23 protein-coding genes and 1 riboswitch are annotated in these 21,794 nt (G+C 58.3%); of the genes, 7 read left to right on the plus strand and 16 right to left on the minus strand.

Annotated elements, in window-relative coordinates:
* Positions 1-317: 317 nt before the first annotated feature.
* The 3 genes from dusC to LZU96_RS13880 all read right to left on the minus strand — a co-directional run bounded on the left by dusC (position 318) and on the right by LZU96_RS13880 (position 3,227).
* On the minus strand, positions 318-1,250 hold the full coding sequence (dusC, locus tag LZU96_RS13870) for a tRNA dihydrouridine(16) synthase DusC (RefSeq protein ID WP_233984839.1): 933 nt from the start codon (positions 1,248-1,250) through the stop codon (positions 318-320).
* A 2-nt stretch (positions 1,251-1,252) separates the two neighbouring features.
* Positions 1,253-2,617, minus strand: a complete 1,365-nt coding sequence (gene rhlE, locus LZU96_RS13875; RefSeq protein WP_233984840.1) for an ATP-dependent RNA helicase RhlE — start codon at positions 2,615-2,617, stop codon at positions 1,253-1,255.
* A 217-nt stretch (positions 2,618-2,834) separates the two neighbouring features.
* Positions 2,835-3,227, minus strand: a complete 393-nt coding sequence (locus tag LZU96_RS13880; RefSeq protein WP_233984841.1) for a YbhQ family protein — start codon at positions 3,225-3,227, stop codon at positions 2,835-2,837.
* A gap of 179 nt (positions 3,228-3,406) precedes the next feature.
* Between LZU96_RS13880 and LZU96_RS13885 the strand changes: the two genes are divergently transcribed.
* From LZU96_RS13885 to LZU96_RS13895, 3 genes are read left to right on the plus strand one after another with little or no spacing between them, the layout of a single operon-like run.
* The gene (locus LZU96_RS13885) at positions 3,407-4,168 is read left to right on the plus strand and encodes an endonuclease/exonuclease/phosphatase family protein (protein ID WP_233984842.1); all 762 of its coding nucleotides are present in this window, start codon (positions 3,407-3,409) and stop codon (positions 4,166-4,168) included.
* Positions 4,165-5,409 carry a cardiolipin synthase ClsB gene (gene clsB / locus LZU96_RS13890; RefSeq protein WP_233984843.1) on the plus strand — a complete coding sequence of 415 codons (1,245 nt, stop codon included), beginning with the start codon at positions 4,165-4,167 and terminating at the stop codon, positions 5,407-5,409. The genes LZU96_RS13885 and clsB overlap by 4 nt, the downstream gene beginning before the upstream one ends.
* Entirely contained in the window at positions 5,409-6,374 is a 966-nt protein-coding gene (locus LZU96_RS13895; RefSeq protein WP_233984844.1) for a lysylphosphatidylglycerol synthase domain-containing protein, read from the plus strand. The genes clsB and LZU96_RS13895 overlap by 1 nt, the downstream gene beginning before the upstream one ends.
* A 55-nt stretch (positions 6,375-6,429) precedes the next feature.
* On the opposite strand, the gene LZU96_RS13900 is transcribed toward LZU96_RS13895, so the two are convergent.
* A complete protein-coding gene (locus LZU96_RS13900; protein ID WP_233984845.1) occupies positions 6,430-7,137 on the minus strand; it encodes a Bax inhibitor-1 family protein in 708 nt (235 codons plus the stop codon).
* Positions 7,138-7,231: 94 nt separating this feature from the next.
* The gene (locus LZU96_RS13905; protein ID WP_233984846.1) at positions 7,232-8,326 is read right to left on the minus strand and encodes a DUF1615 domain-containing protein; all 1,095 of its coding nucleotides are present in this window, start codon (positions 8,324-8,326) and stop codon (positions 7,232-7,234) included.
* A gap of 123 nt (positions 8,327-8,449) precedes the next feature.
* Between LZU96_RS13905 and LZU96_RS13910 the strand changes: the two genes are divergently transcribed.
* On the plus strand, positions 8,450-9,235 hold the full coding sequence (locus LZU96_RS13910; RefSeq protein ID WP_233984847.1) for an OBAP family protein: 786 nt from the start codon (positions 8,450-8,452) through the stop codon (positions 9,233-9,235).
* On the opposite strand, the gene moaE is transcribed toward LZU96_RS13910, so the two are convergent.
* From moaE to moaA, 5 genes are all read right to left on the minus strand, one after another.
* Positions 9,232-9,684: a molybdopterin synthase catalytic subunit MoaE gene (moaE, locus tag LZU96_RS13915; protein WP_233984848.1), complete on the minus strand. Its 453-nt coding sequence runs from the start codon at positions 9,682-9,684 to the stop codon at positions 9,232-9,234. The genes LZU96_RS13910 and moaE overlap by 4 nt on opposite strands.
* Before the next feature lies 1 nt (position 9,685).
* Positions 9,686-9,931, minus strand: coding sequence for a molybdopterin synthase sulfur carrier subunit (gene moaD, locus LZU96_RS13920; protein WP_233984849.1), 246 nt, complete (start codon positions 9,929-9,931; stop codon positions 9,686-9,688).
* Entirely contained in the window at positions 9,924-10,409 is a 486-nt protein-coding gene (moaC, locus tag LZU96_RS13925) for a cyclic pyranopterin monophosphate synthase MoaC (RefSeq protein ID WP_233984850.1), read from the minus strand. The genes moaD and moaC overlap by 8 nt, the downstream gene beginning before the upstream one ends.
* A gap of 2 nt (positions 10,410-10,411) precedes the next feature.
* Complete coding sequence (gene moaB / locus LZU96_RS13930) at positions 10,412-10,927, minus strand: molybdenum cofactor biosynthesis protein B (protein WP_233984851.1); 516 nt, start codon at positions 10,925-10,927, stop codon at positions 10,412-10,414.
* A 14-nt stretch (positions 10,928-10,941) separates the two neighbouring features.
* The gene (moaA, locus tag LZU96_RS13935; RefSeq protein ID WP_233984852.1) at positions 10,942-11,928 is read right to left on the minus strand and encodes a GTP 3',8-cyclase MoaA; all 987 of its coding nucleotides are present in this window, start codon (positions 11,926-11,928) and stop codon (positions 10,942-10,944) included.
* A riboswitch (molybdenum cofactor riboswitch) is annotated at positions 11,918-12,051 on the minus strand. (Overlaps the previous gene by 11 nt.)
* Before the next feature lie 204 nt (positions 12,052-12,255).
* Here moaA and LZU96_RS13940 point away from each other — a divergent pair.
* Positions 12,256-13,161 (plus strand): gluconeogenesis factor YvcK family protein, encoded by a 906-nt coding sequence (locus LZU96_RS13940; protein ID WP_233984853.1) that lies wholly within the window; start codon positions 12,256-12,258, stop codon positions 13,159-13,161.
* A gap of 1 nt (position 13,162) precedes the next feature.
* Here the strand turns inward: LZU96_RS13940 and uvrB are convergent, their stop codons facing one another.
* Together uvrB and LZU96_RS13950 are read right to left on the minus strand one after the other, a co-directional pair.
* Positions 13,163-15,184: an excinuclease ABC subunit UvrB gene (gene uvrB, locus LZU96_RS13945; protein ID WP_233984854.1), complete on the minus strand. Its 2,022-nt coding sequence runs from the start codon at positions 15,182-15,184 to the stop codon at positions 13,163-13,165.
* Between the two features lie 371 nt (positions 15,185-15,555).
* A complete protein-coding gene (locus tag LZU96_RS13950; protein WP_233984855.1) occupies positions 15,556-15,972 on the minus strand; it encodes a hypothetical protein in 417 nt (138 codons plus the stop codon).
* A gap of 106 nt (positions 15,973-16,078) precedes the next feature.
* Between LZU96_RS13950 and LZU96_RS13955 the strand changes: the two genes are divergently transcribed.
* On the plus strand, positions 16,079-16,801 hold the full coding sequence (locus LZU96_RS13955) for an ABC transporter ATP-binding protein (RefSeq protein ID WP_094119421.1): 723 nt from the start codon (positions 16,079-16,081) through the stop codon (positions 16,799-16,801).
* A 1-nt stretch (position 16,802) separates the two neighbouring features.
* Here the strand turns inward: LZU96_RS13955 and bioD are convergent, their stop codons facing one another.
* The 4 genes from bioD to bioB are packed head-to-tail and all read right to left on the minus strand — an operon-like array spanning position 16,803 to position 20,389.
* Complete coding sequence (bioD, locus tag LZU96_RS13960) at positions 16,803-17,471, minus strand: dethiobiotin synthase (RefSeq protein ID WP_233984856.1); 669 nt, start codon at positions 17,469-17,471, stop codon at positions 16,803-16,805.
* Entirely contained in the window at positions 17,468-18,223 is a 756-nt protein-coding gene (gene bioC / locus LZU96_RS13965; RefSeq protein ID WP_233984857.1) for a malonyl-ACP O-methyltransferase BioC, read from the minus strand. The genes bioD and bioC overlap by 4 nt, the downstream gene beginning before the upstream one ends.
* The gene (bioF, locus tag LZU96_RS13970; protein ID WP_233984858.1) at positions 18,207-19,358 is read right to left on the minus strand and encodes an 8-amino-7-oxononanoate synthase; all 1,152 of its coding nucleotides are present in this window, start codon (positions 19,356-19,358) and stop codon (positions 18,207-18,209) included. Before bioF ends, bioC begins: the two co-directional genes overlap by 17 nt.
* Complete coding sequence (gene bioB, locus LZU96_RS13975) at positions 19,358-20,389, minus strand: biotin synthase BioB (protein WP_233984859.1); 1,032 nt, start codon at positions 20,387-20,389, stop codon at positions 19,358-19,360. Before bioB ends, bioF begins: the two co-directional genes overlap by 1 nt.
* 100 nt (positions 20,390-20,489) lie before the next feature.
* On the opposite strand from bioB, the gene bioA reads away from it, so the two are divergent.
* Entirely contained in the window at positions 20,490-21,782 is a 1,293-nt protein-coding gene (bioA, locus tag LZU96_RS13980; protein ID WP_233984860.1) for an adenosylmethionine--8-amino-7-oxononanoate transaminase, read from the plus strand.
* Positions 21,783-21,794: the final 12 nt, after the last annotated feature.

Genomic DNA, 21,794 nt, shown 5'->3' on the forward strand with positions numbered 1-21,794 from the left:
GCTTTAAAGCCGTTGTTTTGATAGAAAGTGAAGTGAGGGTCGGCGCTTTTGACTATGAAAATTTAGGGTGATAGGGAATGGCAGACAGATAGAATTTAACGTAAATAAGAAGGAAAGCGGCCAGATAAATTCCAGAACATGCGTGGTAAGAAAGAGTCAATCACAGCTGATTTCTGACTGAATCATTCCAGACTATTTCTGCCGTTTAATGAGTGAAGTAATCTCTTTTGCACTATTCGGATTGAATGTTCGATGCAATGTTCAAACTTAATATCCCTTTTACATCGCGAGTACTCAGACCAGGCCCTATCTGGCAATTACATTCGCTGGATAGCGTTTGCAATATCTTTGGACGTTTTCAGCGCGCGGATCTCACTGAATAACCCGTCGGCTTCGGTATAGGCTTTGCGAAGGTAACCGAGCCACTGCTTAATGCGTGCTACGTGATACAAGCCGGTATCACCCTGCTTTTCCAGACGGGTATATTTCTGTAATAGCTTAACAACGTCCGGCCAGGGCATCGGCGGTTCGTTGTACTTCACCACCCGACTAAGGTTGGGAATACTGAGCGCGCCACGGCCTAACATCACCGCCTCACAGCCGGTAATCCGCAGGCAGTCCTGCGCACTTTGCCAGTCAAAAATCTCGCCGTTGGCGATCACCGGAATCTTCAGCCGCTGGCGAATCTCGCCAATCGCCTGCCAGTTAATGGCGTCAGCACGATAACCGTCTTCCTTGGTCCGGCCGTGTACCACCAGTTCAGTGGCACCTGCCTGTTCTGCCGCGTCGGCAATCTCCAGACTGCGGGCGCTGGAGTCCCAGCCAAGCCGTACTTTGACCGTTACCGGCAAATCTGCAGGCACCGCTTCACGCATCGCTTTCGCGCCGCGATAGATCAGATCGGGATCTTTAAGAAGAGTGGCACCGCCGCCGCTGCCATTCACCAGTTTCGACGGACAGCCGCAGTTGAGGTCAACACCCCAGGAGCCGAGTTCCACCGCGCGGGCGGCGTTTTCAGCTAACCATTCGGGATGCTGCCCCAGCAGCTGCAGACGCACCCGCGTGCCGGAAGGCGTGCGGCTGGCATGTTGCAGTTCGGGGCAGAGACGGTAGAAGGATTTTACCGGCAGCAGTTGATCGACCACGCGCAAAAACTCAGTGATGCACAAATCGTAGTCGTTCACTTCCGATAACAGCTGGCGCACCAGCGAATCAAGCACGCCCTCCATCGGCGCCAGTAAAACCCTCATACTCAGACGTTTCCGGTACGCTTCGCTGCCGGACGACGCGGACGAGCAGCCGGTCGATCACCCTGCGGAGCTGGCTGGCTCTGACGACGCGCCTGAGGCCGCTTTTCGCCTGATGAACGTGGCGCACCGGCACCCTGTCCACCCTGGCTGCGACCACGACCGCCGCCGCCTGCACCGCCACGCGACTGCTGTTGACGACCGTTAATGATCGGTTCCGCTTTAATGCTCGGATCGGGCTCATAACCGGCAATCGCCAGACGCGGAATCTCGCGCTTCAGCAGACGTTCGATGTCACGCAGCAGTTTATGCTCGTCAACGCAGACCAGCGATAACGCCACACCGGTGGCCGCGGCACGACCGGTACGGCCGATACGGTGGACATAATCTTCGGCAACGTTAGGCAGCTCGTAGTTCACCACGTGCGGCAGCTCTTCAATATCCAGGCCACGGGCCGCGATATCGGTCGCCACCAGCACGCGAATGCCGCCGGATTTAAAGTCGGCCAGCGCACGGGTACGGGCACCCTGGCTTTTATTGCCGTGGATGGCGGCGGCGGTGATGCCATCTTTGCCCAACTGCTCGGCAAGGTGGTTAGCGCCATGCTTGGTGCGGGTAAAGACCAGCACCTGCTGCCAGTTGCCTTCGCCGATCAGCTGCGACAGCAGTTCCCGCTTACGCTTCTTATCCACGAAGTGAACCTGTTGCGCCACCTGCTCGGAAGCGGTGTTGCGGCGGGCCACTTCCACCAGCTCAGGATTAGTCAGCAGTTTCTCAGCCAGGCCTTTGATCTCATCAGAGAAGGTGGCGGAGAACAGCAGGTTCTGGCGTTTCGCCGGCAGACGCGCCAGCACGCGACGGATGTCGTGGATAAAGCCCATATCGAGCATCCGATCCGCTTCATCCAGCACCAGAATTTCGACCTGTGACAGGTCAACGGCGTTCTGTTGCGCCAGATCCAGCAGACGGCCTGGCGTCGCCACCAGAATATCGACGCCGCCACGCAGTTTAAGCATCTGCGGGTTGATGCTGACGCCACCGAAGACCACCAGTGAGCGCAGCGGCAGATATTTGCTGTATTCGCTGACGTTTTCGCCTACCTGCGCCGCCAGTTCACGGGTCGGGGTGAGGATCAACGCCCGCACCGGACGACGACCGCGGATAGCGCCCGCGTTGGCAGAGAGTTTTTGCAGTAACGGTAAGGTAAAGCCGGCCGTTTTGCCGGTGCCGGTCTGGGCACTCGCCAGCAGATCGCGGCCTGCCAGCACCACAGGAATCGCCTGGCGCTGGATAGGTGTAGGTTCGCTGTAGCCTTGTTCGGCAACCGCGCGCAAAATATCGGCACTCAGGCCGAGAGAGTCAAAAGACATTACGTGGTTTACTCCGGTCCGCTCTGGCCGTGATTCACGGTGTAGTTTTCAGAGGGATAGTGACGCCAGCTGGGGCTGACGCGTGAAAAGGGCACAAACTACGATGCGTAAGCGGGCGAGTGTAACAGCTTTAGCTGCACTGTGCGAGATAGCTCACATTTCCTGACATAACTTAGTGCGTTAGAAACAGGAAGGCCACCTTGCGGTGGCCTTCAACTTAGCTACGTTTTTTTTCAATGCGCCGCGGCGGTTCTTTCGCCAGCAGCGACACCAGCGCCGGACCCAGCAACATCACTACGCCAAGCGAGGCCAGCAGCAGGTTGTTGTGGTAAATCCGCGACACCAGGAACAGTGTCATCATGGCCGCGCCAAAGTAGTAAGTGGTGGTCGCTTCTTCAAGATAATCACCGAGCGTGCGTAAACGGGCACTGCGCTGCGTCACCAGCATGGCGATAAACACCAGTGCATAAGTGGTCACCAGCGTGCTGCAGACATCAACCAGGGCTTTGTGTTTCCAGCCCCAGATCAGCGCCGCGATCACCAGTAAATGCATCGCAATGTGCACGTACGTCTGACCCGTGATGATTTGAATACGATTAGACCATTTCATTCAATTCTCCTGGCAGACCCAACAGGTCGCCCAAGTGCTACCGGCACAAGCCGGAAACGGTTTCCTCAATGTAAAACAATTTTCGGATAACGCCTTAATTATCGCCCTTCTTCACCCTCCATTTGTGACAAAGACTACACTTTGATTCTATTGATGATGAAAAGGAGTGCGTCGCGAGTATGCCACAAAACCAGCAAGGATTTTCAATAAAAGTCCTGACGATCAATACACACAAGGGTTTCGCCCCTTTTAATCGCCGCTTCATCCTGCCTGAATTACGCGATGCTGTTCGCGCAACGGAGGCGGATGTGGTCTTCCTGCAGGAGGTGATGGGCACCCATGCCATCCACTCTCTTAACCATGAAGAATGGCCTGAATCGCCGCATTATGAGTTTCTGGCCGACACCATATGGAACGATTTCGCCTATGGGCGCAACGCGGTCTATCCGGAAGGACATCACGGCAATGCGGTGCTGTCCCGTTTCCCGATCACCGAATATGAAAACCGGGATATCTCGGTGGCGGGCAGTGAAAACCGCGGCATGCTGCATTGTCAGATTGCCCTGCCTGAGCCGCACGGCACGCTGCATGTCATCTGCGTTCATCTGGGTCTGAAAGAAGCGCATCGTCACGCGCAGATGAAAAAAATCTGTGAAATGGTCAACTCACTGCCGCCCGACGCGCCGGTGGTGGTAGCCGGTGATTTTAATGACTGGCAGCGACGCGCCAACGCCATCTTAAAACATGGCGCAGGCCTGAAAGAGGTATTCAGCATGAAAACCGGACGCCCGGCGCGCACCTTCCCGGCGCGCTTTCCGATCCTGCGGCTCGACCGCATCTATGTGCGCAACGCTACGGTCAGTCATCCGTGGACGCTGCCGCGAAAACCCTGGTCGCATCTTTCCGATCATGCGCCGCTGGCGGTGGAGATTCATCTATGAATTTTCACTGGCAAGAGGGTAACAAGCTGCGCCTGCTGGAGAATGGCGAAGAGTTTTTCCCGCAGGTATTCGGGGCGATTCAGCGTGCCGAACGCACCGTGCTGCTGGAAACCTTTATTCTGTTTGAAGATGAGGTTGGTAACGCCCTGCATCGCGAACTGCTGGCGGCCGCCCAGCGCGGCGTCAGAGTTGAAGTGATGGTGGATGGCTACGGCTCGCCCGATCTCTCCGACAAATTCGTCAACAGCCTGACCGGCGCGGGCGTGCGTTTCATCTATTACGATCCGCGCCCGCTGGTGATGGGAATGCGCACCAACGTGTTCCGCCGCCTGCACCGTAAAACGGTGGTGGTGGATGAGGTGGTCGCCTTTGTGGGCGGGATTAACTTCTCGGCTGAGCACAACAGTGACTATGGTCCGGAAGCCAAGCAGGATTACGCGGTGCAGGTGAAAGGCCCGGTGGTGGGAGATATCGCCCGCTATCTGCAACAGGCGATTGGCAGCGAGCAGGCCACCCGCCGCTGGTGGGGATCGCGCTCGCATCGCCCGGCCGTCAACGCCACGCCGGGCGACGCCCAGGTGCTGTATGTCTATCGCGATAACGACGATCACCGTGATGACATCGAAATGCACTATCTGGAGATGCTGCGCGAGGCGAAACGCGATGTGATTATCGCTAACGCCTACTTCTTCCCTGGCTACCGGCTGCTGCGCGAAATGCGCAATGCGGCCCAGCGCGGGGTGCGCGTCCGGCTGATTGTGCAGGGCGAACCCGATATGCCGATTGTCAAAGTCGGGGCCGAACTGCTCTACAACTACCTGGTCGATGCGGGGGTCGAAGTCTACGAATATTGCCGTCGTCCGCTGCACGGTAAGGTGGCGGTGAAAGATGATCACTGGGCGACCGTTGGCTCCAGCAATCTCGATCCGCTCAGCCTGTCGCTTAACCTCGAAGCCAACCTGATTATTCACGATCGTCAGTTTAACCAGACGCTACGCGATAACCTTGAAGCCCTGCTGGCTAAAGATTGCCAGCGGGTAGAGGACGATCGCCTGCCGCCGCGTAACTGGTGGCAACTGAGTAAGAGTGTGGTGGTGTTCCACTTTCTGCGTCATTTCCCGGCCATCGCCGGCTGGTTACCGGCGCATACGCCGCTGCTGGCGCAGGTTGATGCGCCGGTTCAGCCGGAAATGGAGACGCAGGATCGTGTTGAAGCCGACAATGAAGGAGCAAAACCCTGATGGCGAAAAAGCATCCACGCTGGCAACTGGCGAAAAAAATTCTCACCGTGCTGTTCTTCATTGCGGTGATTGTGCTGCTGGTGGTCTATGCACGTAAGGTGAACTGGGAAGATGTCTATGACGTGATCGTCAACTACAACCGGTTTGTGGTGCTGACCGCCGCCGGGCTGGTGGTGATCAGTTACCTGGTCTATGGCTGTTACGATTTGATTGGCCGGGCCTACTGCGGTCATAAGCTGGCGAAACGCCAGGTGATGCTGGTGTCGTTTATCTGTTACGCCTTCAACCTGACGCTGAGTACCTGGGTCGGCGGTGTGGCGATGCGCTACCGGCTCTATTCCCGCCTCGGGCTCGACAGCGGCACCATCACCCGCATCTTTTCACTGAGTATCGCCACCAACTGGCTGGGCTATATCCTGCTGGCTGGCGTGGTGTTCAGCGCCGGGATGGTCTCGATCCCCAGCGGCTGGTTTATTGGTGAAACCACGCTGCGGCTGATTGGCGTGCTGTTGCTGGTGCTGGTGGCAATTTATCTCTGGGCCTGCGCCTTCTCGAAGCGTCGCCGCTGGACGGTGAAAGGCCAGACGTTACAGCTGCCGTCACTGCGGATGGCGCTGTTTCAGTTTGCCGTCTCCTGCGCCAACTGGATGGTGATGGGAGCGATTATCTGGCTGCTGCTGGGCCGTGATGTCGGCTATCCGATGGTGCTGGGGGTATTACTGATCAGCAGTATCGCCGGGGTGATTATTCACATTCCGGCCGGGATTGGGGTACTGGAGGCGGTGTTCCTCGCCCTGCTCAGCGGTCAGCATACGACGCATGGCGCGATCATCGCCGCCCTGCTGGCCTACCGCGTGCTCTACTTCATTCTGCCGCTGTTGCTGGCGCTGGTGCTCTATCTGGTGCTGGAGAGTCGGGCGAAGCATCTGCGTCATAAGAACGAGCAGAAATTACAGAAATCGTAGTGAAAAAAAAGGGAGACGCGCAACCTGAGCGCGTCTCCCTTTCTGTAACCTGACCTTAGCGGCGGTTGCCGAAAATCCGCAGCAGTATCAGGAACAGGTTGATGAAGTCGAGATAGAGCGTTAATGCCCCCATAATCGAGTAACGACGCAGGTTCTCTGTGTCGCGCGCATCAATCTGCTCGCCAATATTTTTCAGCTTCTGGGTGTCATAGGCGGTTAAGCCCACAAACACCACCACACCGATATAGGTAATGGCCCACATCAGCGCCGGGCTTTTCAGCCAGAAGTTCACCAGCGAGGCCAGCACGATGCCGATCAGCGCCATAAACAGCAGGCTGCCAAAGCGGCTCAGATCGCGTTTGGTGGTGTAGCCATAGAAACTCATCGCACCAAACATCCCGGCGGTGACGAAAAAGGTGCTGGCAATGGACGAATAGGTATAGACCAGAAAAATACTCGCCATGGTGACGCCGGTCAGCGCCGAATAGAGCATAAACAGCCCGGTGGCGACGGCACCGCTCAGGCGATGCACCATGCCGGAGAGGAAAAAGACCAGTGCCAGCTGCGCGATAATCAGCCCAAAGAAAGTGATGCGGTTAGCAAACACCAGCTCCATCACCGCGGGCGTACGCGCGGCAAACCAGGAGACAAACGCTGTCAGTAACAGACCGCAGGTCATCCAGCCATACACCTGGGCCATATAGGCTTGCAGCCCACGTGACGCAGGTTGAACAATTGAATCGTTTTGTGGATATCGGTCCATGATGCACCTCTTGTTGAACGGATTTGGACGTGCTCCGCGGACGGAGCCTGACTAAGTGTGGCACAGCCCGACTCAACTGTGCCACAACATCCCCTTAACGACGCGACAGACACTGCTGATAGCGGCTATCGACGCGCTGCGCAAACCATGCGGTGGTCAGATTACGGGTGATTTTCGGGCTTTCCAGCTTGATGCCCGGCAACATTTCTCGCGGCAGCCGACGACCCGCCATCTTATCGGCCAGGGTAAACACCTGCCGCCACAGCGTGCTGTCGCTGAAATCTGCTTTCTCCCCTTTTTCCAGGTCGCGGCGGATTTCGCTGTCACTCATATCGATCTGCTTCGCCAGGGTACGCACTGCCAGCTCGGTGGTGCCCGCCTTGTCGCTGCCGTAAAGAATCAGATCGCCATCCAGCGCCAGCTTCATTCCGGTCGCCCGTGACACTGCCGCCTGGAACGCGGCGTTGCGGCTGGCATACCAGCCAGCGTTGAAGTCGGCAAAACGGTAAAGCGGCCGGCTGTAATCGGCCGGATAACCCAGCAGATGCAGGGTCCCGAAGTAGATGCCGCCATGACGGGTAAAGACTTCGCGGCGGATAGAGCCATCAATCGGCCACGGATAGCCTTTGGCATGTGCTTCCGCAAAGGCGATGCTGACCTGCATCGGCCCGCCGGTATGAATCGGATTGAGATTGCCAAACAGCGTCTGCCCCATCGGCACCATATCGATCAGGTCATCAAAAATGGCGCTCAGCTCTTTCTCACTGCGCACCTTATCCAGACGGGCTGCGTAACTCTCGCCGTTGGGCGATTTAATCAGCAGCGCGGTGCGGACCACAAACGCCGGCACATGCACCTTCGCCGCCCGGCGGTTGATCTCGCCCCAGGCAATTTTCGGCAGGCCCGGCACGGTCGCTTCGGCGCTGAAGTTGGTCTCCTGATCCGCCACTGCAATCACCGCACACAGATTACTGACGCTGGGATCGAGCTGCTGGGTGCGAAAAGTGGTGTAGATGTCGTCGGTCCAGTCCGCTTTATTGCTGACGTGAGCAGGCAACAGCCGCTGGATTTGTGCTTTGACATCGGCGGGCTGCCGGACCGGCACCTCGGGGGTTTTCTTGCTGCTACAGCCTGCCAGCACCAGTGCGGCGACCAGCGTCAGACGTTGCAGTATTGGGGTGGATGACATGCCTGTCCTCAGAATCAATCAAACCCCTACTCTACCATTGCCATCGTTTTACCGGCAGGGCTGATTTTCTGAACCTCTCTACCTGTACTAAGGTTACCTCTTTTACCGTTAAAGGAATTTACGATGTTAAAACTCTGGCCTGTCGCGGCATTCAGCCTGCTGTTAGCGGGATGTGGTGCCAATAACTCTCCGGCTCAGGTGCAGTCGCCTGGCGCACCCACCTCCTCGTCACTCAAACTGCTGGAAACCGGCGCGGAGGTGATGCAGTCCCGTCCACCGATCGACGCCATCAATACCTATCTCGACGGCTTCCATTTTTACAATGGCGATCAGAACGGTCAGATGGAAGCGCACCATTATGTGACGGTGCTGAATGAGGATGTGATGCAGGCGGTGATCTACGATGGCAATACCCGCGATGCGCGGCTGATGGGGGTGGAGTACATCATCAGCGAGCGGTTATATAAAACCCTGCCGCCGGAAGAGAAGAAGCTGTGGCACAGCCATCAGTATGAAGTGAAATCGGGCACGCTGATTGCGCCCGGTTTGCCGGAGGCCGCCGACCACGCGCTGATGAAGCGCATCGTCAATACCTATGGCAAAACCTGGCACACCTGGCATACCGATCGTGACAAAACTCTGCCGATTGGCATTCCGGCACTGATGATGGGCTTTACCGCTGACGGTCAGATGGACTCGCGCCTGCTGGCGGATCGCGATCGCCGTTTCGATGTCGACAGCAAAAAAATTCGCGCCCAGCGGGCGGATATTGTGGCGCATCCGGCTGAACCGGGAGCCAATGCCTGGCAACAGGGCGAAGTAATTCAGCTGCAACGCACCCACGGCGGCGGTGAACACAGCCACGGCCAGACCCACTTTGGCCCGGCCGAGCAGTTAAAACAGCCTTAATCCCAGCGCTGCGCCGCCTGGCGATCGCTGTCGCGGGCATCCACCCAGCGATCGCCGTCGGCGGTTGCTTCCCGTTTCCAGAACGGCGCGCGGGTTTTCAGGTAATCCATAATGAACTCCGCGGCGGAGAAGGCACTGCCGCGGTGCGCGCTGGTGACGCCCACCAGCACAATTTCATCGCCGGGAAACAGTTCCCCGGTGCGATGGATCACCGTGACGCGTTGCAGTGGCCAGCGCTGGCGGGCCGCATCCACAATCTCCTGCAGCGCTTTTTCGGTCATGCCGGGATAGTGTTCCAGCGTTAACGCCGCGACGTCGTCGCCGAGATTGTGGTTACGCACTTTGCCGGTGAAGGTCACCACTGCGCCATCTTCGTCACAGGCCGCCAGCCAGCGATACGCTTCTGCCATATCAAAAGGTGCCGGGCCGACGCGAATCCGGGTTTCCATCTTAACCTCCGGTTACAGGCGGGAAAAAGGCTACTTCATCGCCGTCGCTTAGCGCATGACTCATCGGTACCAGCGTCTGGTTCACCGCTGCCAGCAGCTTGCCGGACTCAAGCGCTAACGCCCAGCGATCGCCCTGCTGCGCCAGCGCCGCGCGCAGTGCAGCCACATCCGGGTAGGTGTCGGCAATCTCCAGCGATGCGGTACCGATCAGCTCACGCACCTGAGCAAAAAACAGCACCTTAATCACTGGACACCGCCTGAAAATCACCGCTTTTGCCGCCGCTTTTGCTGATTAAGCGCAGCTGGTCAATAACCATATCTTTCTGAACCGCTTTGCACATGTCGTAGATGGTCAGGGCCGCCACCGAGGCAGCCGTCAGCGCCTCCATCTCAACGCCGGTTTTGCCGGTCAGGCGGCAGAGCGAGGTGATGCGTACCCGGTTGTGTTCCGGTTCGGCCACCAGGTTGACTTCCACTTTGCTCAGCATCAGCGGATGGCAGAGCGGGATCAGTTCCCAGGTACGTTTAGCCGCCTGAATACCGGCGATGCGCGCCGTGGCGAACACATCCCCTTTGTGATGGCTGCCATCGATAATCATCTGCAGCGTATCAGAGTGCATCAGCACCAGCGCTTCCGCCCGAGCTTCGCGCACGGTTTCCGCTTTGGCGGAGACATCCACCATATGCGCTTCGCCCGCGGCATTAATGTGTGTGAGTTGCGACATACTTACCGTTTTTTCAGATGTGAGACAAAATTGCAGGGACGGGTGCGCGCATCCAGCTGGTCAGCGATGATCCGCTCCCAGGCGCTGCGGCAGGCACTGGTCGAGCCTGGCACCGCAAAAATTAAGGTCTGATTTGCCATTCCGGCAATGGCGCGCGACTGCAGCGTCGAGCCGCCGATTTCTTCATAGGAGATCATCCGGAACAGCTCGCCAAATCCGTCAATCTCGCGGTCGAACAGCGGCAGTAGCGCTTCCGGCGTGCTGTTTTTCAGGTTGAAGCCGGTGCCGCCATTAATGATCACCACCTGCACGTCGTCACTGGCGATCCAGCGCGATACGGTGGCGCGAATGCGGTAAAGATTATCCGGCACGATGGCATGATCGACCACCTCGTGACCCGCCTCAAGGGCGGCGCTGCGCAGATAGTCGCCCGAGCTATCCTCGCTGGCGTCGCGGCGATCTGACACCGTCATCACCGCAATCTGTACCGCCTGAAATTCGCTGGCTGCTTTGCCCATAACGCCTCCTGAAATTAACCGCCAATGTAAGAGAGATTCTGCGTGATGCCGGTGTTGCCCTGATGGAGAAAATGGGTCTGCTTTTTCTGCCCAAGGCTGCTGGCGATGCGTGCCTGCAGTTCCGCCTGCTGATCGTCAGAGGCCAGCAGATCGCGCAGCGGCACACCACCGTCGCCAAACAGGCAGAGGTGCAGGTTGCCCTGGGCCGAAACCCGCAGCCGGTTGCAGCTGGCACAAAAATCTTTGGCGTAAGGCATAATCAGGCCAATCTCACCGACATAATCGGGATGGTAAAAGACCTGAGCCGGGCCGTCGCTGCGGCCGCTTTCACGCCGCTGCCAGCCCTGCGCAATCAGCTGGTCACGGATCACCATGCCGGAAACGTGCTGATCGCGGAACAGCGTACCGCCGTCGCCGGTTTCCATCAGTTCAATGAAGCGCAGCTGAATCGGACGGGTACGGATCCAGTCGAGGAAGGTTGCCAGGTTGCGGCTATTGAGATCGCGCATCAGCACGCTGTTGACTTTTACCTGGTGAAAACCGGCATCAAAGGCGGCGTCGATGCCCGCCATCACCTGATGGAATTTATCCTGGCCGGTGATAGCGTGAAACTGACGGGCATCGAGGCTATCGACGCTGACGTTGAGCGCGGTTAAGCCCGCCTCACGCCACTGCTTCACGTCGCGCGCCAGCCGGTAACCGTTGGTAGTGACGGCGATATGGCGAATCGACTGGTTTTCACGCACCGCGGCAATGATGTCGGTAAAGTCGCGACGCAGTGACGGTTCGCCGCCGGTGAGCCGCACTTTTTCCGTGCCGGCAGCGGCGAAAGCCCGCGTGACGCGACGGATTTCATCCAGAGAGAGAAAGCTTTTGTTGCGAATGCCGTGCGGCTTGTAGCCGTCAGGCAGACAGTAGGTACAGCGGAAGTTACACACATCCGTGACCGACAGGCGCAGGTAATAGAACTTACGCGCGTATGCATCAGTAAATTGTGACACCAGAACACCTTTCCAGATTGGGAGATGCAGTCATTTCTTCCTGCACCCTGGTAGCTCAATGGCTACGGCCTGACTCCCCTATCCGCAGACGTAGGCAATCAGGCTGGAGTGTACGCTGACCCGTTGATCAGCGCGGTTAACAGGATGGTAGCGTGAATTTCGCTACTCTTCCATTCGCTGTTTTCGTTATATATTCTGATACATATCGAATTTTCACCGCATTTTCGCGACAGGATACGTTAAAATGCGCTTCAGATTTTGACGCAAGTCATCCGCGCGGGTTTAGCGTTTAGAGCGACGCCACGCGACAGGCTATTAAGGAGAAGTATGAATCGCACACTGGCCGATCTTGATCGCGTGGTGGCTCTCGGCGGCGGACACGGTTTAGGCCGCGTGATGTCTGCGCTGTCGCCGCTCGGCTCGCGTCTCACCGGCATCGTTACCACCACCGACAACGGCGGTTCAACCGGCCGTATTCGCCGCTCAGAAGGCGGCATCGCCTGGGGCGATATGCGTAACTGCCTTAACCAGCTGATCGCCGAACCGAGCGTGGCTTCAGCGATGTTTGAATATCGCTTTGCCGGTAACGGTGAACTGGCCGGACATAACCTCGGTAATCTGATGCTGAAAGCGCTGGATCACCTGAGCGTGCGCCCGCTGGAAGCGATCAACATCATTCGTAATCTGCTCAAGGTCGATGCGTTTTTGATTCCGATGTCGGAGCAACCGGTCGATCTGGTGGCGCTCGACGTGGAAGGCAACATGGTTTACGGCGAAACGGCGATTGATGAAATGAAGCAGCCGCCGCAGGAGATGATGCTGCATCCCAACGTGCAGCCGACCCGGGAAGCGCTGGATGCCATTGGCGAAGCGGATTTAATTCTGATCGGACCAGGCAGTTTTTACACCAGCCTGATGCCGATTCTGCTGATGGAAGAGATGGCGCAGGCGCTGCGTCGCACGCCCGCCACCATGGTATTTATCGGCAATCTGGGTCGTGAACTCAGCCCGGCGGCGGCCAGCCTGACGGTGGCCGACAAGCTGGCGATGATGGAGCGCTACATTGGCAAACGGGTGATCGACGCGATTGTGGTCAGCCCTTCCGCCGATATCAGTCAGGTCGATAACCGGCTGATTGTCCGCGAGCCGCTGGAAGCCGCCGATATCAAATATCGTCACGACCGCCAGCTGCTGCGGGTCGCGCTGGAGCACGCCATTCAGGGCTTTAACTGAGTTACGAGGTGGCGATAAACAACGTGCGCAGTTCATGCAGCTGATCGCGCACGCTGGCGGCCTGTTCGAACTCCAGGTTCTGCGCATGTTGCTGCATCTGCCCTTCCAGCTCGTGGATCTTTTTCTGCAGGGCCTGCGGCGACAGCGCCAGATAATCCGCTTCCGCCTCGGCGGCACCGCGTCGTGCCGGTTTCGCTTTGCCCCGGGTTTTCACCACGTTGTTGCCCAGTTCCAGAATATCCGTGATCTTTTTATTCAGGCCCTGCGGCACAATGCCGTTCTCTTCGTTGTACTGCTGCTGTTTCTCGCGACGCCGTTCGGTCTCTTCAATCGCCCGCGCCATTGACGGGGTAATTTTGTCGCCATACAGAATGGCTTTGCCGTTGATGTTACGCGCCGCACGGCCAATGGTCTGAATCAGCGAGCGCTCGGAACGCAGGAAGCCCTCTTTATCCGCATCCAGAATCGCCACCAGCGACACTTCCGGCATATCCAGCCCCTCACGCAGTAAGTTAATGCCCACCAGCACATCAAACTCACCCAGGCGTAAATCGCGGATAATCTCCATCCGTTCCACGGTGTCGATGTCAGAGTGCAGATAACGCACCTTTTCGCCGTGCTCTTCCAGATATTCGGTCAGATCTTCCGCCATGCGCTTGGTCAGCACCGTCACCAGCACGCGTTCGTTGATCGCCACCCGCTGACGGATTTCCGACAGCAGATCGTCGACCTGGGTCGCCACCGGACGCACTTCGAGGATGGGGTCGAGCAGACCGGTTGGACGCACCACCTGATCGATCACTTCGTCGCCCGACTTTTCCAGCTCGTATTTGCCCGGCGTAGCCGACACATAGATAGTCTGCGGGGCCAGCGCCTCAAACTCTTCAAACTTCATCGGACGGTTATCCAGCGCCGACGGCAGGCGGAAACCGTACTCCACCAGCGTCTCTTTACGCGCCCGGTCGCCTTTATACATGCCGCCGATTTGCGGAATGGTAACGTGCGATTCATCCACCACCAGCAGGCCGTCGGCCGGCAGGTAGTCAAACAGCGTCGGTGGGGCTTCGCCGGGTCCGCGTCCTGAGAGATAGCGTGAATAGTTTTCGATGCCGGAGCAGTAGCCCAGCTCGCTCATCATCTCCAGATCGAACTGGGTACGCTGGGTAATACGCTGCTCTTCCAGCAGCTTATTATTTTCCAGCAGCACTTTGCGGCGATCCGCCAGCTCCACTTTAATATCTTCCATCGCCTGAATAATGCGCTCACGCGGCGTCACGTAGTGCGTTTTCGGATAGATGGTAAAGCGCGGCACCACCGAATCGATCTGGCCGGTCAGCGGGTCAAACAACGACAGGCGCTCCACCTCTTCATCGAACAGCTCGACGCGCAGGGCGATATCGTCTGACTCCGCCGGGAAGATATCAATCACCTCACCACGCACCCGGAAAGTCCCGCGCTGGAACGCCTGATCGTTACGGGTATATTGCAGCTCCGACAGGCGACGCAGGATACTGCGCTGGTCGATGATCATGCCGCGGGTTAAGTGCAGCATCATTTTCAGGTAGAGATCGGGATCGCCCAGACCGTAGATCGCCGACACCGAGGCGACCACAATCACGTCGCGCCGCTCCAGCAATGCTTTGGTGGCTGACAGACGCATCTGTTCAATGTGTTCGTTAACCGAGGCATCCTTTTCGATAAAGGTGTCGGAACTGGGCACATAGGCTTCCGGCTGATAGTAGTCGTAGTAAGAGACGAAAAACTCGACCGCGTTGTCCGGGAAAAACTCCTTCATTTCACCGTACAGCTGAGCCGCCAGCGTCTTGTTCGGCGCCAGAACCATGGTTGGACGGTTGAGATCGGCAATCACGTTGGCCACGGTGAAGGTTTTTCCCGAGCCGGTTACGCCTAATAACGTCTGGTGGGCCAGTCCATCTTCCAGACCCTCTTTCAGACGACGAATCGCCTCGGGCTGATCGCCGGAAGGTTTGAAAGCGGAATTTAATTTAAAGGCTTTACTCATGAATGCAGTTCCTGCTGAAGAAGTCGGCGGGCAGGCACCTATTTTACTCTGCTATGGTGATTTTGCCAGAAATTAATACTGGATATAAAAACAGTGTTGAGGCAGAGTAAGGGCCCCGGCTGGCGTACTTTTTGGTCACCGGTTGCCGCTGGCTTTAGCCCGGCGGTTGTTGCGCAAGGTTATCCCCAGGCGGAGATCGGATTTAACATTTGTCAATAGAGCGTCATAAAATTACAGTTCAGTGAACTGACAGATAAATCGCAGGCTTGTTTTTTAATAAGTAATTGATTTAATTATACTATGTCGAAAAGCCCAGATTCTCGACATTATGTAACCAGGCCGCGTATTTCCTCGCTTCCAACCTGTTTTCATTACCTAATGCACAAGGTTATCCACAGGAATGGTGGATAAGTGATGGCAGCCCCGCCGCCATCGGCTGTGTATAATTTTTCCCTGCCGCCTGGGTTTGCTGAAAATAATTTTTTTTCCGCTAAATTTCTCCACCGCCGCTGACAAATTGTTCTGCTTTTTTTAACTGACCCAGACTCTCTGCTGCTGATTTGCCCCGCCAGCCCGCCATTCTTAATCAGAATCGTTGCCTCATCTTCGCACGACTGCACCAGAAACGCCGCCCGCTGGCACTGTGAAAGTGCAGCCCGGTTATCACCCCCAGAAATTGATAAGCATTCCTCATCTTTTCCCGGCGCGCAGCCGCGCTGGCCGCTGAAAAAAAGCACACCGCTGAATCTGGCCTGGGAATTGCAAGATTGAATGGCGTCAACGCGCATCGCGCGCACTGTGCTGCAGTGGTGAGATGACCATTGCTGATACCTTGTTTGCCAGACGACACAGAGCGGAAGCATTCAGGCTAATGATCGGAAAGGAGAGTGTCAGATGCTGAGTTTACGTTCGGTAAATCAATTTTACGGTCAAAATCATATCCTGTGGGACGTGGATCTCGATCTGTCGCCTGGCACCTGCACCGGCGTTCTTGGTCGGCCAGGCATGGGGAAAACCACCCTGGTCAACTGCATTATGGGCCGGCTGCCGATCAACAGCGGATCGATCTCATGGAAAGAAGATGGTTCACCGCCCGCCGACCTGCTGCTGCAGCCAGCTGAACAGCGGGCGCAGATGGGAATTGGCTATGTGCCACAGGGACGCCATATTTTTACCCAGATGAGCGTGGAAGATAATTTGCTGATCGCCCTGCTGGCCGGTGCCAGTCAGGCCGACCGCCACCGCGCCATTCCCGAAATGGTGTTTGACCTGTTTCCGGCGCTCTATTCGCTACGCCAGCAGCGCAGCGGCGATCTGCCGATCGATCAGCAGCAGCAGCTGGCCCTGGCGCGCGCGCTGGTGCTGCAGCCAAAACTGCTGATTCTTGATGAGCCCACCGACGGCATGTCGCCGTGGCTGGAAGAGGAGATGGGGAATCTGATTCGCCGACTGAACCTCGACTATGGCCTGACGATCCTGCTGCTGGAGCAGCGTCTCTCCCTGATCCGTCGCGTGGCAGACTATTTTCTGCTGTTGCATCGCGGGCGTAACGTGGCGCAGGGCAAAATGGCGCAGCTGGATGACCACACCGTCAACAAATGGCTGACGGTGGCCTGATTTACGCTGGCAGCGTCAGATAGTGCCCGCAGTTGTCCTGTTGCGACTCGGTCAGCCAGGGAATAGTGCCGAGACAGGGTGCAGGCAGGCGTTGCGTCAGGCTGGTGAGATATTCCTGATAACGCTGTCCTGGCGGCACCACGGTGTTGGCGATCCAGCCCGCCAGACGCAGCCCGCGAGCGCGTACCGCCTCCGCGGTCAGCATGGCGTGATTGATGCAGCCCAGTTTGACACCGACCACTAAAATCACCGGCAACTGCTCGCTGCTGACCCAGTCAGCATAGGTGTGCGTTGCGGATAACGGGGTGTACCAGCCGCCTGCGCCTTCAACCAGAATCCAGTCTGCCAGCGGTTCCAGCGCCGCCAGGCCCGCCGACAGCGCCAGATGAGTGATCGGCCTGCCCTCTTCGGCACTGACGATGTGCGGCGCTGTCGGTTCAAGGAACGCCAGCGGATTGACCTGCTGATAGTCTAACGGCACGCTGCTGTACCGCTGCAGCGCCAGCGCGTCACTGTTACGCAGCCCCTCCGGCGTCATTTCGCAGCCCGAGGCGACCGGCTTATAGCCCGCGCAGCGATAACCTGCCGCCCGGGCGGCCTGTAACAGGGCGCCGCTGGCGACCGTTTTACCGACTTCGGTGTCGGTGCCGGTGATAAACCAGCGCTTCATGATGAACTTACTCCATAGATGAGATGATAACTGAGACGGAAACCGTGCCGATCGCGCGGCCAGTGCGCCTCTAACTGTGCCAGCCGCTGTCGGGTTAATAGCGGGCCATCCCGCCCCTGATGCAGATGAGTTGCCCCAATCCCTTTCAGCGAACGCATGGCGCTGAGCGCATCCGGGAAATGCAGGGTGATGAGCGCCGACTCGCAGTTCAGTTGGTGGGTAGCGCAGGCTGCCGCAATCTGTTGCTCGGTGAGAAAGCGGTTAGCGTGCGGATGGTGATCCAGATGCGACCAGGCCTGATGGACTTCCTGCAATGAACCGGCGCTCAGGGTTGAAAACAGCAGCGTACCATCGGGACGCAGCACCCGCCTGAACTGGCCCAGCGCCTGCGACAGATCGTTGCTCCACTGCACCGCCAGGTTACTCCACACCAGATCAAAACTGCCCGCTGCCAGCGGTAAGGCATCGATATCTCCGGCCAGATAGTGCTGTGCGGCATTACTGGCGCGCGCCTGTTGCAGCATCTGCGGCGAGAGATCGAGCGCGGTGACCTGCTTACCACGTTCACGCCATTGCCTGCTGTACCAGCCGGTACCGCAGCCGGCATCCAGTAGCTGCGGTCCACTGTGCGCCGGTGCCCGTGCCAGCAGCGCATCGCCGCTCAGCCGTTGCAGCGCGGCATGAGCATCGTAGTGTTCGGCCGCCCGGCCAAAGGCGCGTGCCACCGCGCGCTTATCAACCTGCAGCGTCATGCAGCGCCTCCAGCAGAATATCGATGTCGTCCGGCTGATGCGCCGCCGTCAGGGTAATACGCAGCCGGGCAGTGCCCGGCGGTACGGTTGGCGGCCGGATGGCGCTGACCCAGCAGCCCGCTTCTGCCAGCCGGGCGGAGAGCGCCATCGCTTCCGCATTGTCGCCGACGATTAACGGCTGAATCGCACTGGCGGAATCCATTAGTTGCCACGGCAGCGAGGCGGCACCACGCCGGAAGCGCTGGATATTCTCCTGCAACCGCTGACGCAGCGCATCGCCCTGCTGCACCTGGCTGAGCGACGCCTGCAGCGCCGCCGCCTGGGCGGCGGGCATCGCGGTCGAATAGATCAGATGGCGGCTGAACTGCACAAAATAGTCGGCGGTTTGTGCGTCGCACAACAGTGCCGCCCCGCTGACGCCAAAGGCTTTACCGAAGGTGACCACCAGCAGCTCCGGTTTTATTCCCTGCTGCCAGCAGCTGCCGCGCCCCTGCTCGCCTGTCACGCCGATCCCGTGCGCATCGTCCACCAGCAGCCAGCCCTGCGCGTCGCGCGTCTGTGCCGCTATCGCCGCCAGCGGCGCACTGTCACCATCCATGCTGAAAATCCCTTCGGTCACCACCAGCGTTTCGCCGCTGCAGGGTGCGGCCAGCCGCGCCGCCAGACTCGCCGGGCTATTGTGCGTAAAACGGCGCAGCTGCGCCGGACTGTGGCTGGCGGCATCCAGTAGCGAAGCATGGCTGAGCTTATCGGCCAGGATACGATCGTTTTCCTCCCCCAGCAGATGGATCACCGCCTGATTCGCCGCGAAGCCGGAGATAAACAGCAGCGCGCGGTCATAGCCGAGCCAGTCAGCCAGCTGCGCTTCCAGCGCCGCATGCTGCCGGTGATAGCCGGTGACGTGGCCTGACGCACCGGCACCGGCTCCCGCCTGTTCTGCGCCGCGCTGCCAGCCAGCAATCACCGCCGGATGCTGGGTTAAGCCGAGATAATCGTTGCTGGAAAAATGACGATAAACGCGTCCTCCGCTGTGCAGCGTGCGGGTGGTCTGATGATCGATTACCGGGCGTTGCCGCCAGCCATCGGCGGCACGCCGCCGATCCAGCGCCTGTGCCAGTCGTTGCTGCCAGCTCATTACAGCGCCGCGTTATAGAACTGTTCAGTGTCGGCGTGCATCAGCTGGTCGCTGAGCTGCTGCTGTTGCTGCTGATCGCCGTGCTGGGTGTGGGTATGCTCCGGGTTCAGCCCCAGCTTGCGGAACAGCACGCGATCTTTATCCTCTTCCGGGTTCGGCGTGGTCAGCAGTTTGCAGCCGTAGAAAATCGAGTTCGCCCCGGCCATAAAGCACATCGCCTGGGTCTGCTCACTCATCTGCTCACGGCCCGCCGACAGCCGGACGTGCGAGGTTGGCATCATGATGCGCGCCACCGCGATTGTGCGGATAAAATCGAACGGCTCAACGTCATCGTTGTCCGCCAGCGGCGTACCTTTGACCTTCACCAGCATATTGATCGGCACGCTTTCCGGCGGGGTCGGCAGGTTGGCTAACTGCACCAGCAGACCGGCGCGATCGCTGACCGTCTCCCCCAGACCGACGATGCCGCCTGAGCAGACTTTGATCCCGGCGTCACGCACTTTGCCCAGCGTATCCAGCCGTTCCTGATAGCTGCGGGTGGTGATGATGCTGCCGTAAAATTCTGGCGAGGTGTCGAGGTTGTGGTTATAAAAATCCAGGCCGGCGCCCGCCAGCCGCTGCGCCTGCTGATCGCTGAGCGTACCCAGCGTCATGCAGGTTTCCATGCCCATCGCCTTCACGCCTTCAACCATTTTTTCCAGATAGGGCATATCGCGCTCGTGCGGATTTTTCCATGCCGCGCCCATGCAGAAACGGGTTGAGCCGGCGGCTTTGGCCTGACGCGCAGAGGTCAATACTTCCTCCACTTCCATCAGGCGTTCCGACTCCAGGCCGGTCTTGTAGCGCGCGCTCTGCGGGCAGTATTTACAGTCTTCCGGGCAGGCACCGGTTTTGATCGACAACAGGGTGCTGACCTGTACCTGACGCGGATCGAAGTGCTGACGATGCACCCGCTGCGCTTCAAACATTAGTTCAAGAAAAGGTTGATCAAACAGGGCCTGGGCCTGTGCAACTGTCCAGCGTTGTGCCATTACGTGCTCCAAAAAAAGGGTGTCATCCCGACGATTAACGTGGTTATACTTGTAAACTATATTTTTTTATTTTGGTTTACAACTCCGGTTTACGACGCCTATGTTCACGCCTGAAGACGCCCGCTTTGATCGCCAGCACATCTGGCACCCCTACACCTCAATGCTCGACCCGCTGCCCTGTTATCCGGTGGTTGCCGCCCAGGGTTTTCAACTGCAACTGGCCGATGGCCGCGAACTGGTCGATGGCATGTCCTCGTGGTGGGCGGCGATTCACGGTTACAACCATCCACGGCTGAACCGGGCGCTGACGCAGCAGATGACGCAGATGTCACACGTAATGTTTGGCGGCATTACCCATCCCGCCGCGGTGGCGCTCTGCCGCCAGCTGGTTGCGATGACGCCCGCGGCGCTGGAGTGCGTTTTTCTCGCCGATTCCGGCTCGGTGGCGGTGGAAGTATCGATGAAGATGGCGTTGCAGTACTGGCTGGGACGCGGTGAAACCCGGCAGCAGTTCCTGACGCTGAAGCGCGGCTATCACGGCGATACCTTTGCGGCAATGTCGGTGTGCGATCCGGAAAATTCGATGCACAGCCTGTGGCGCGGCTATCTGCCCGAACATCACTTTGCAGCGGCTCCGGCCTGCGGCTTTGATGATGAATGGGAGCGCCAGGATTTTGATGATTTCGCCCGGCTGATAGAACAGCATCATCAGCAGCTGGCGGCGGTGATTCTGGAGCCGATCGTGCAGGGCGCTGGCGGGATGCGCTTCTACCATCCGCGCTATTTACAGCAGGTACGTGAAGCGTGCGATCGTTACGGCCTGCTCCTGATTGCCGATGAGATTGCTACCGGATTTGGTCGCACCGGCAAGCTGTTTGCCTGTGAACATGCTGGCATCACGCCCGATATTCTGTGCGTCGGCAAAGCGCTGACCGGCGGCATGATGACCCTGGCGGCGACCCTGACCACTCGTGAAGTTGCCGATACCATCAGCCGCAGCGCGGCCGGCTGTTTTATGCACGGCCCGACCTTTATGGGCAATCCGCTGGCCTGCGCGGTGGCGGTTGAAAGCCTGACCCTGCTGGCCGAAGGCGAATGGCAGCCTCAGGTTGCCGCTATCGAACGTCAGCTTCTGGCAGAGCTGCTGCCGTTGCGCAGTGCGCCGCAGGTGGCGGATGTGCGGGTGCTGGGCGCAATTGGCGTGGTCGAGACTCACCGTGCCGTGAATATGGCGGCGCTGCAGCAGTTCTTTGTTGAGCAAGGGGTCTGGATCCGGCCGTTTGGCCGGCTGATCTACCTGATGCCGCCCTATATCATCACGCCGCAGGCGCTGAGCAAACTGGTGCAGGCGATTGGGGCAGCGCTTGAGCATTCTTCACATTTTGCCGACTGAAGCGGGCGAAGC

This window comes from Pantoea agglomerans (assembly GCF_021397715.1).
Lineage (GTDB): Bacteria > Pseudomonadota > Gammaproteobacteria > Enterobacterales > Enterobacteriaceae > Pantoea > Pantoea astica.

Excerpts from the sequence above, each read along its gene's own strand:
- dusC (WP_233984839.1), bottom strand. The coding sequence starts at position 1,250 with ATGAGGGTTTTACTGGCGCCGATGGAGGGCGTGCTTGATTCGCTGGTG.
- rhlE (WP_233984840.1), bottom strand. The coding sequence starts at position 2,617 with ATGTCTTTTGACTCTCTCGGCCTGAGTGCCGATATTTTGCGCGCGGTT.
- LZU96_RS13880 (WP_233984841.1), bottom strand. The coding sequence starts at position 3,227 with ATGAAATGGTCTAATCGTATTCAAATCATCACGGGTCAGACGTACGTG.
- LZU96_RS13885 (WP_233984842.1), top strand. The coding sequence starts at position 3,407 with ATGCCACAAAACCAGCAAGGATTTTCAATAAAAGTCCTGACGATCAAT.
- clsB (WP_233984843.1), top strand. The coding sequence starts at position 4,165 with ATGAATTTTCACTGGCAAGAGGGTAACAAGCTGCGCCTGCTGGAGAAT.
- LZU96_RS13895 (WP_233984844.1), top strand. The coding sequence starts at position 5,409 with ATGGCGAAAAAGCATCCACGCTGGCAACTGGCGAAAAAAATTCTCACC.
- LZU96_RS13900 (WP_233984845.1), bottom strand. The coding sequence starts at position 7,137 with ATGGACCGATATCCACAAAACGATTCAATTGTTCAACCTGCGTCACGT.
- LZU96_RS13905 (WP_233984846.1), bottom strand. The coding sequence starts at position 8,326 with ATGTCATCCACCCCAATACTGCAACGTCTGACGCTGGTCGCCGCACTG.
- LZU96_RS13910 (WP_233984847.1), top strand. The coding sequence starts at position 8,450 with ATGTTAAAACTCTGGCCTGTCGCGGCATTCAGCCTGCTGTTAGCGGGA.
- moaE (WP_233984848.1), bottom strand. The coding sequence starts at position 9,684 with ATGGAAACCCGGATTCGCGTCGGCCCGGCACCTTTTGATATGGCAGAA.
- moaC (WP_233984850.1), bottom strand. The coding sequence starts at position 10,409 with ATGTCGCAACTCACACACATTAATGCCGCGGGCGAAGCGCATATGGTG.
- moaB (WP_233984851.1), bottom strand. The coding sequence starts at position 10,927 with ATGGGCAAAGCAGCCAGCGAATTTCAGGCGGTACAGATTGCGGTGATG.
- LZU96_RS13940 (WP_233984853.1), top strand. The coding sequence starts at position 12,256 with ATGAATCGCACACTGGCCGATCTTGATCGCGTGGTGGCTCTCGGCGGC.
- uvrB (WP_233984854.1), bottom strand. The coding sequence starts at position 15,184 with ATGAGTAAAGCCTTTAAATTAAATTCCGCTTTCAAACCTTCCGGCGAT.
- LZU96_RS13950 (WP_233984855.1), bottom strand. The coding sequence starts at position 15,972 with ATGCGCGTTGACGCCATTCAATCTTGCAATTCCCAGGCCAGATTCAGC.
- LZU96_RS13955 (WP_094119421.1), top strand. The coding sequence starts at position 16,079 with ATGCTGAGTTTACGTTCGGTAAATCAATTTTACGGTCAAAATCATATC.
- bioD (WP_233984856.1), bottom strand. The coding sequence starts at position 17,471 with ATGAAGCGCTGGTTTATCACCGGCACCGACACCGAAGTCGGTAAAACG.
- bioC (WP_233984857.1), bottom strand. The coding sequence starts at position 18,223 with ATGACGCTGCAGGTTGATAAGCGCGCGGTGGCACGCGCCTTTGGCCGG.
- bioF (WP_233984858.1), bottom strand. The coding sequence starts at position 19,358 with ATGAGCTGGCAGCAACGACTGGCACAGGCGCTGGATCGGCGGCGTGCC.
- bioB (WP_233984859.1), bottom strand. The coding sequence starts at position 20,389 with ATGGCACAACGCTGGACAGTTGCACAGGCCCAGGCCCTGTTTGATCAA.
- bioA (WP_233984860.1), top strand. The coding sequence starts at position 20,490 with ATGTTCACGCCTGAAGACGCCCGCTTTGATCGCCAGCACATCTGGCAC.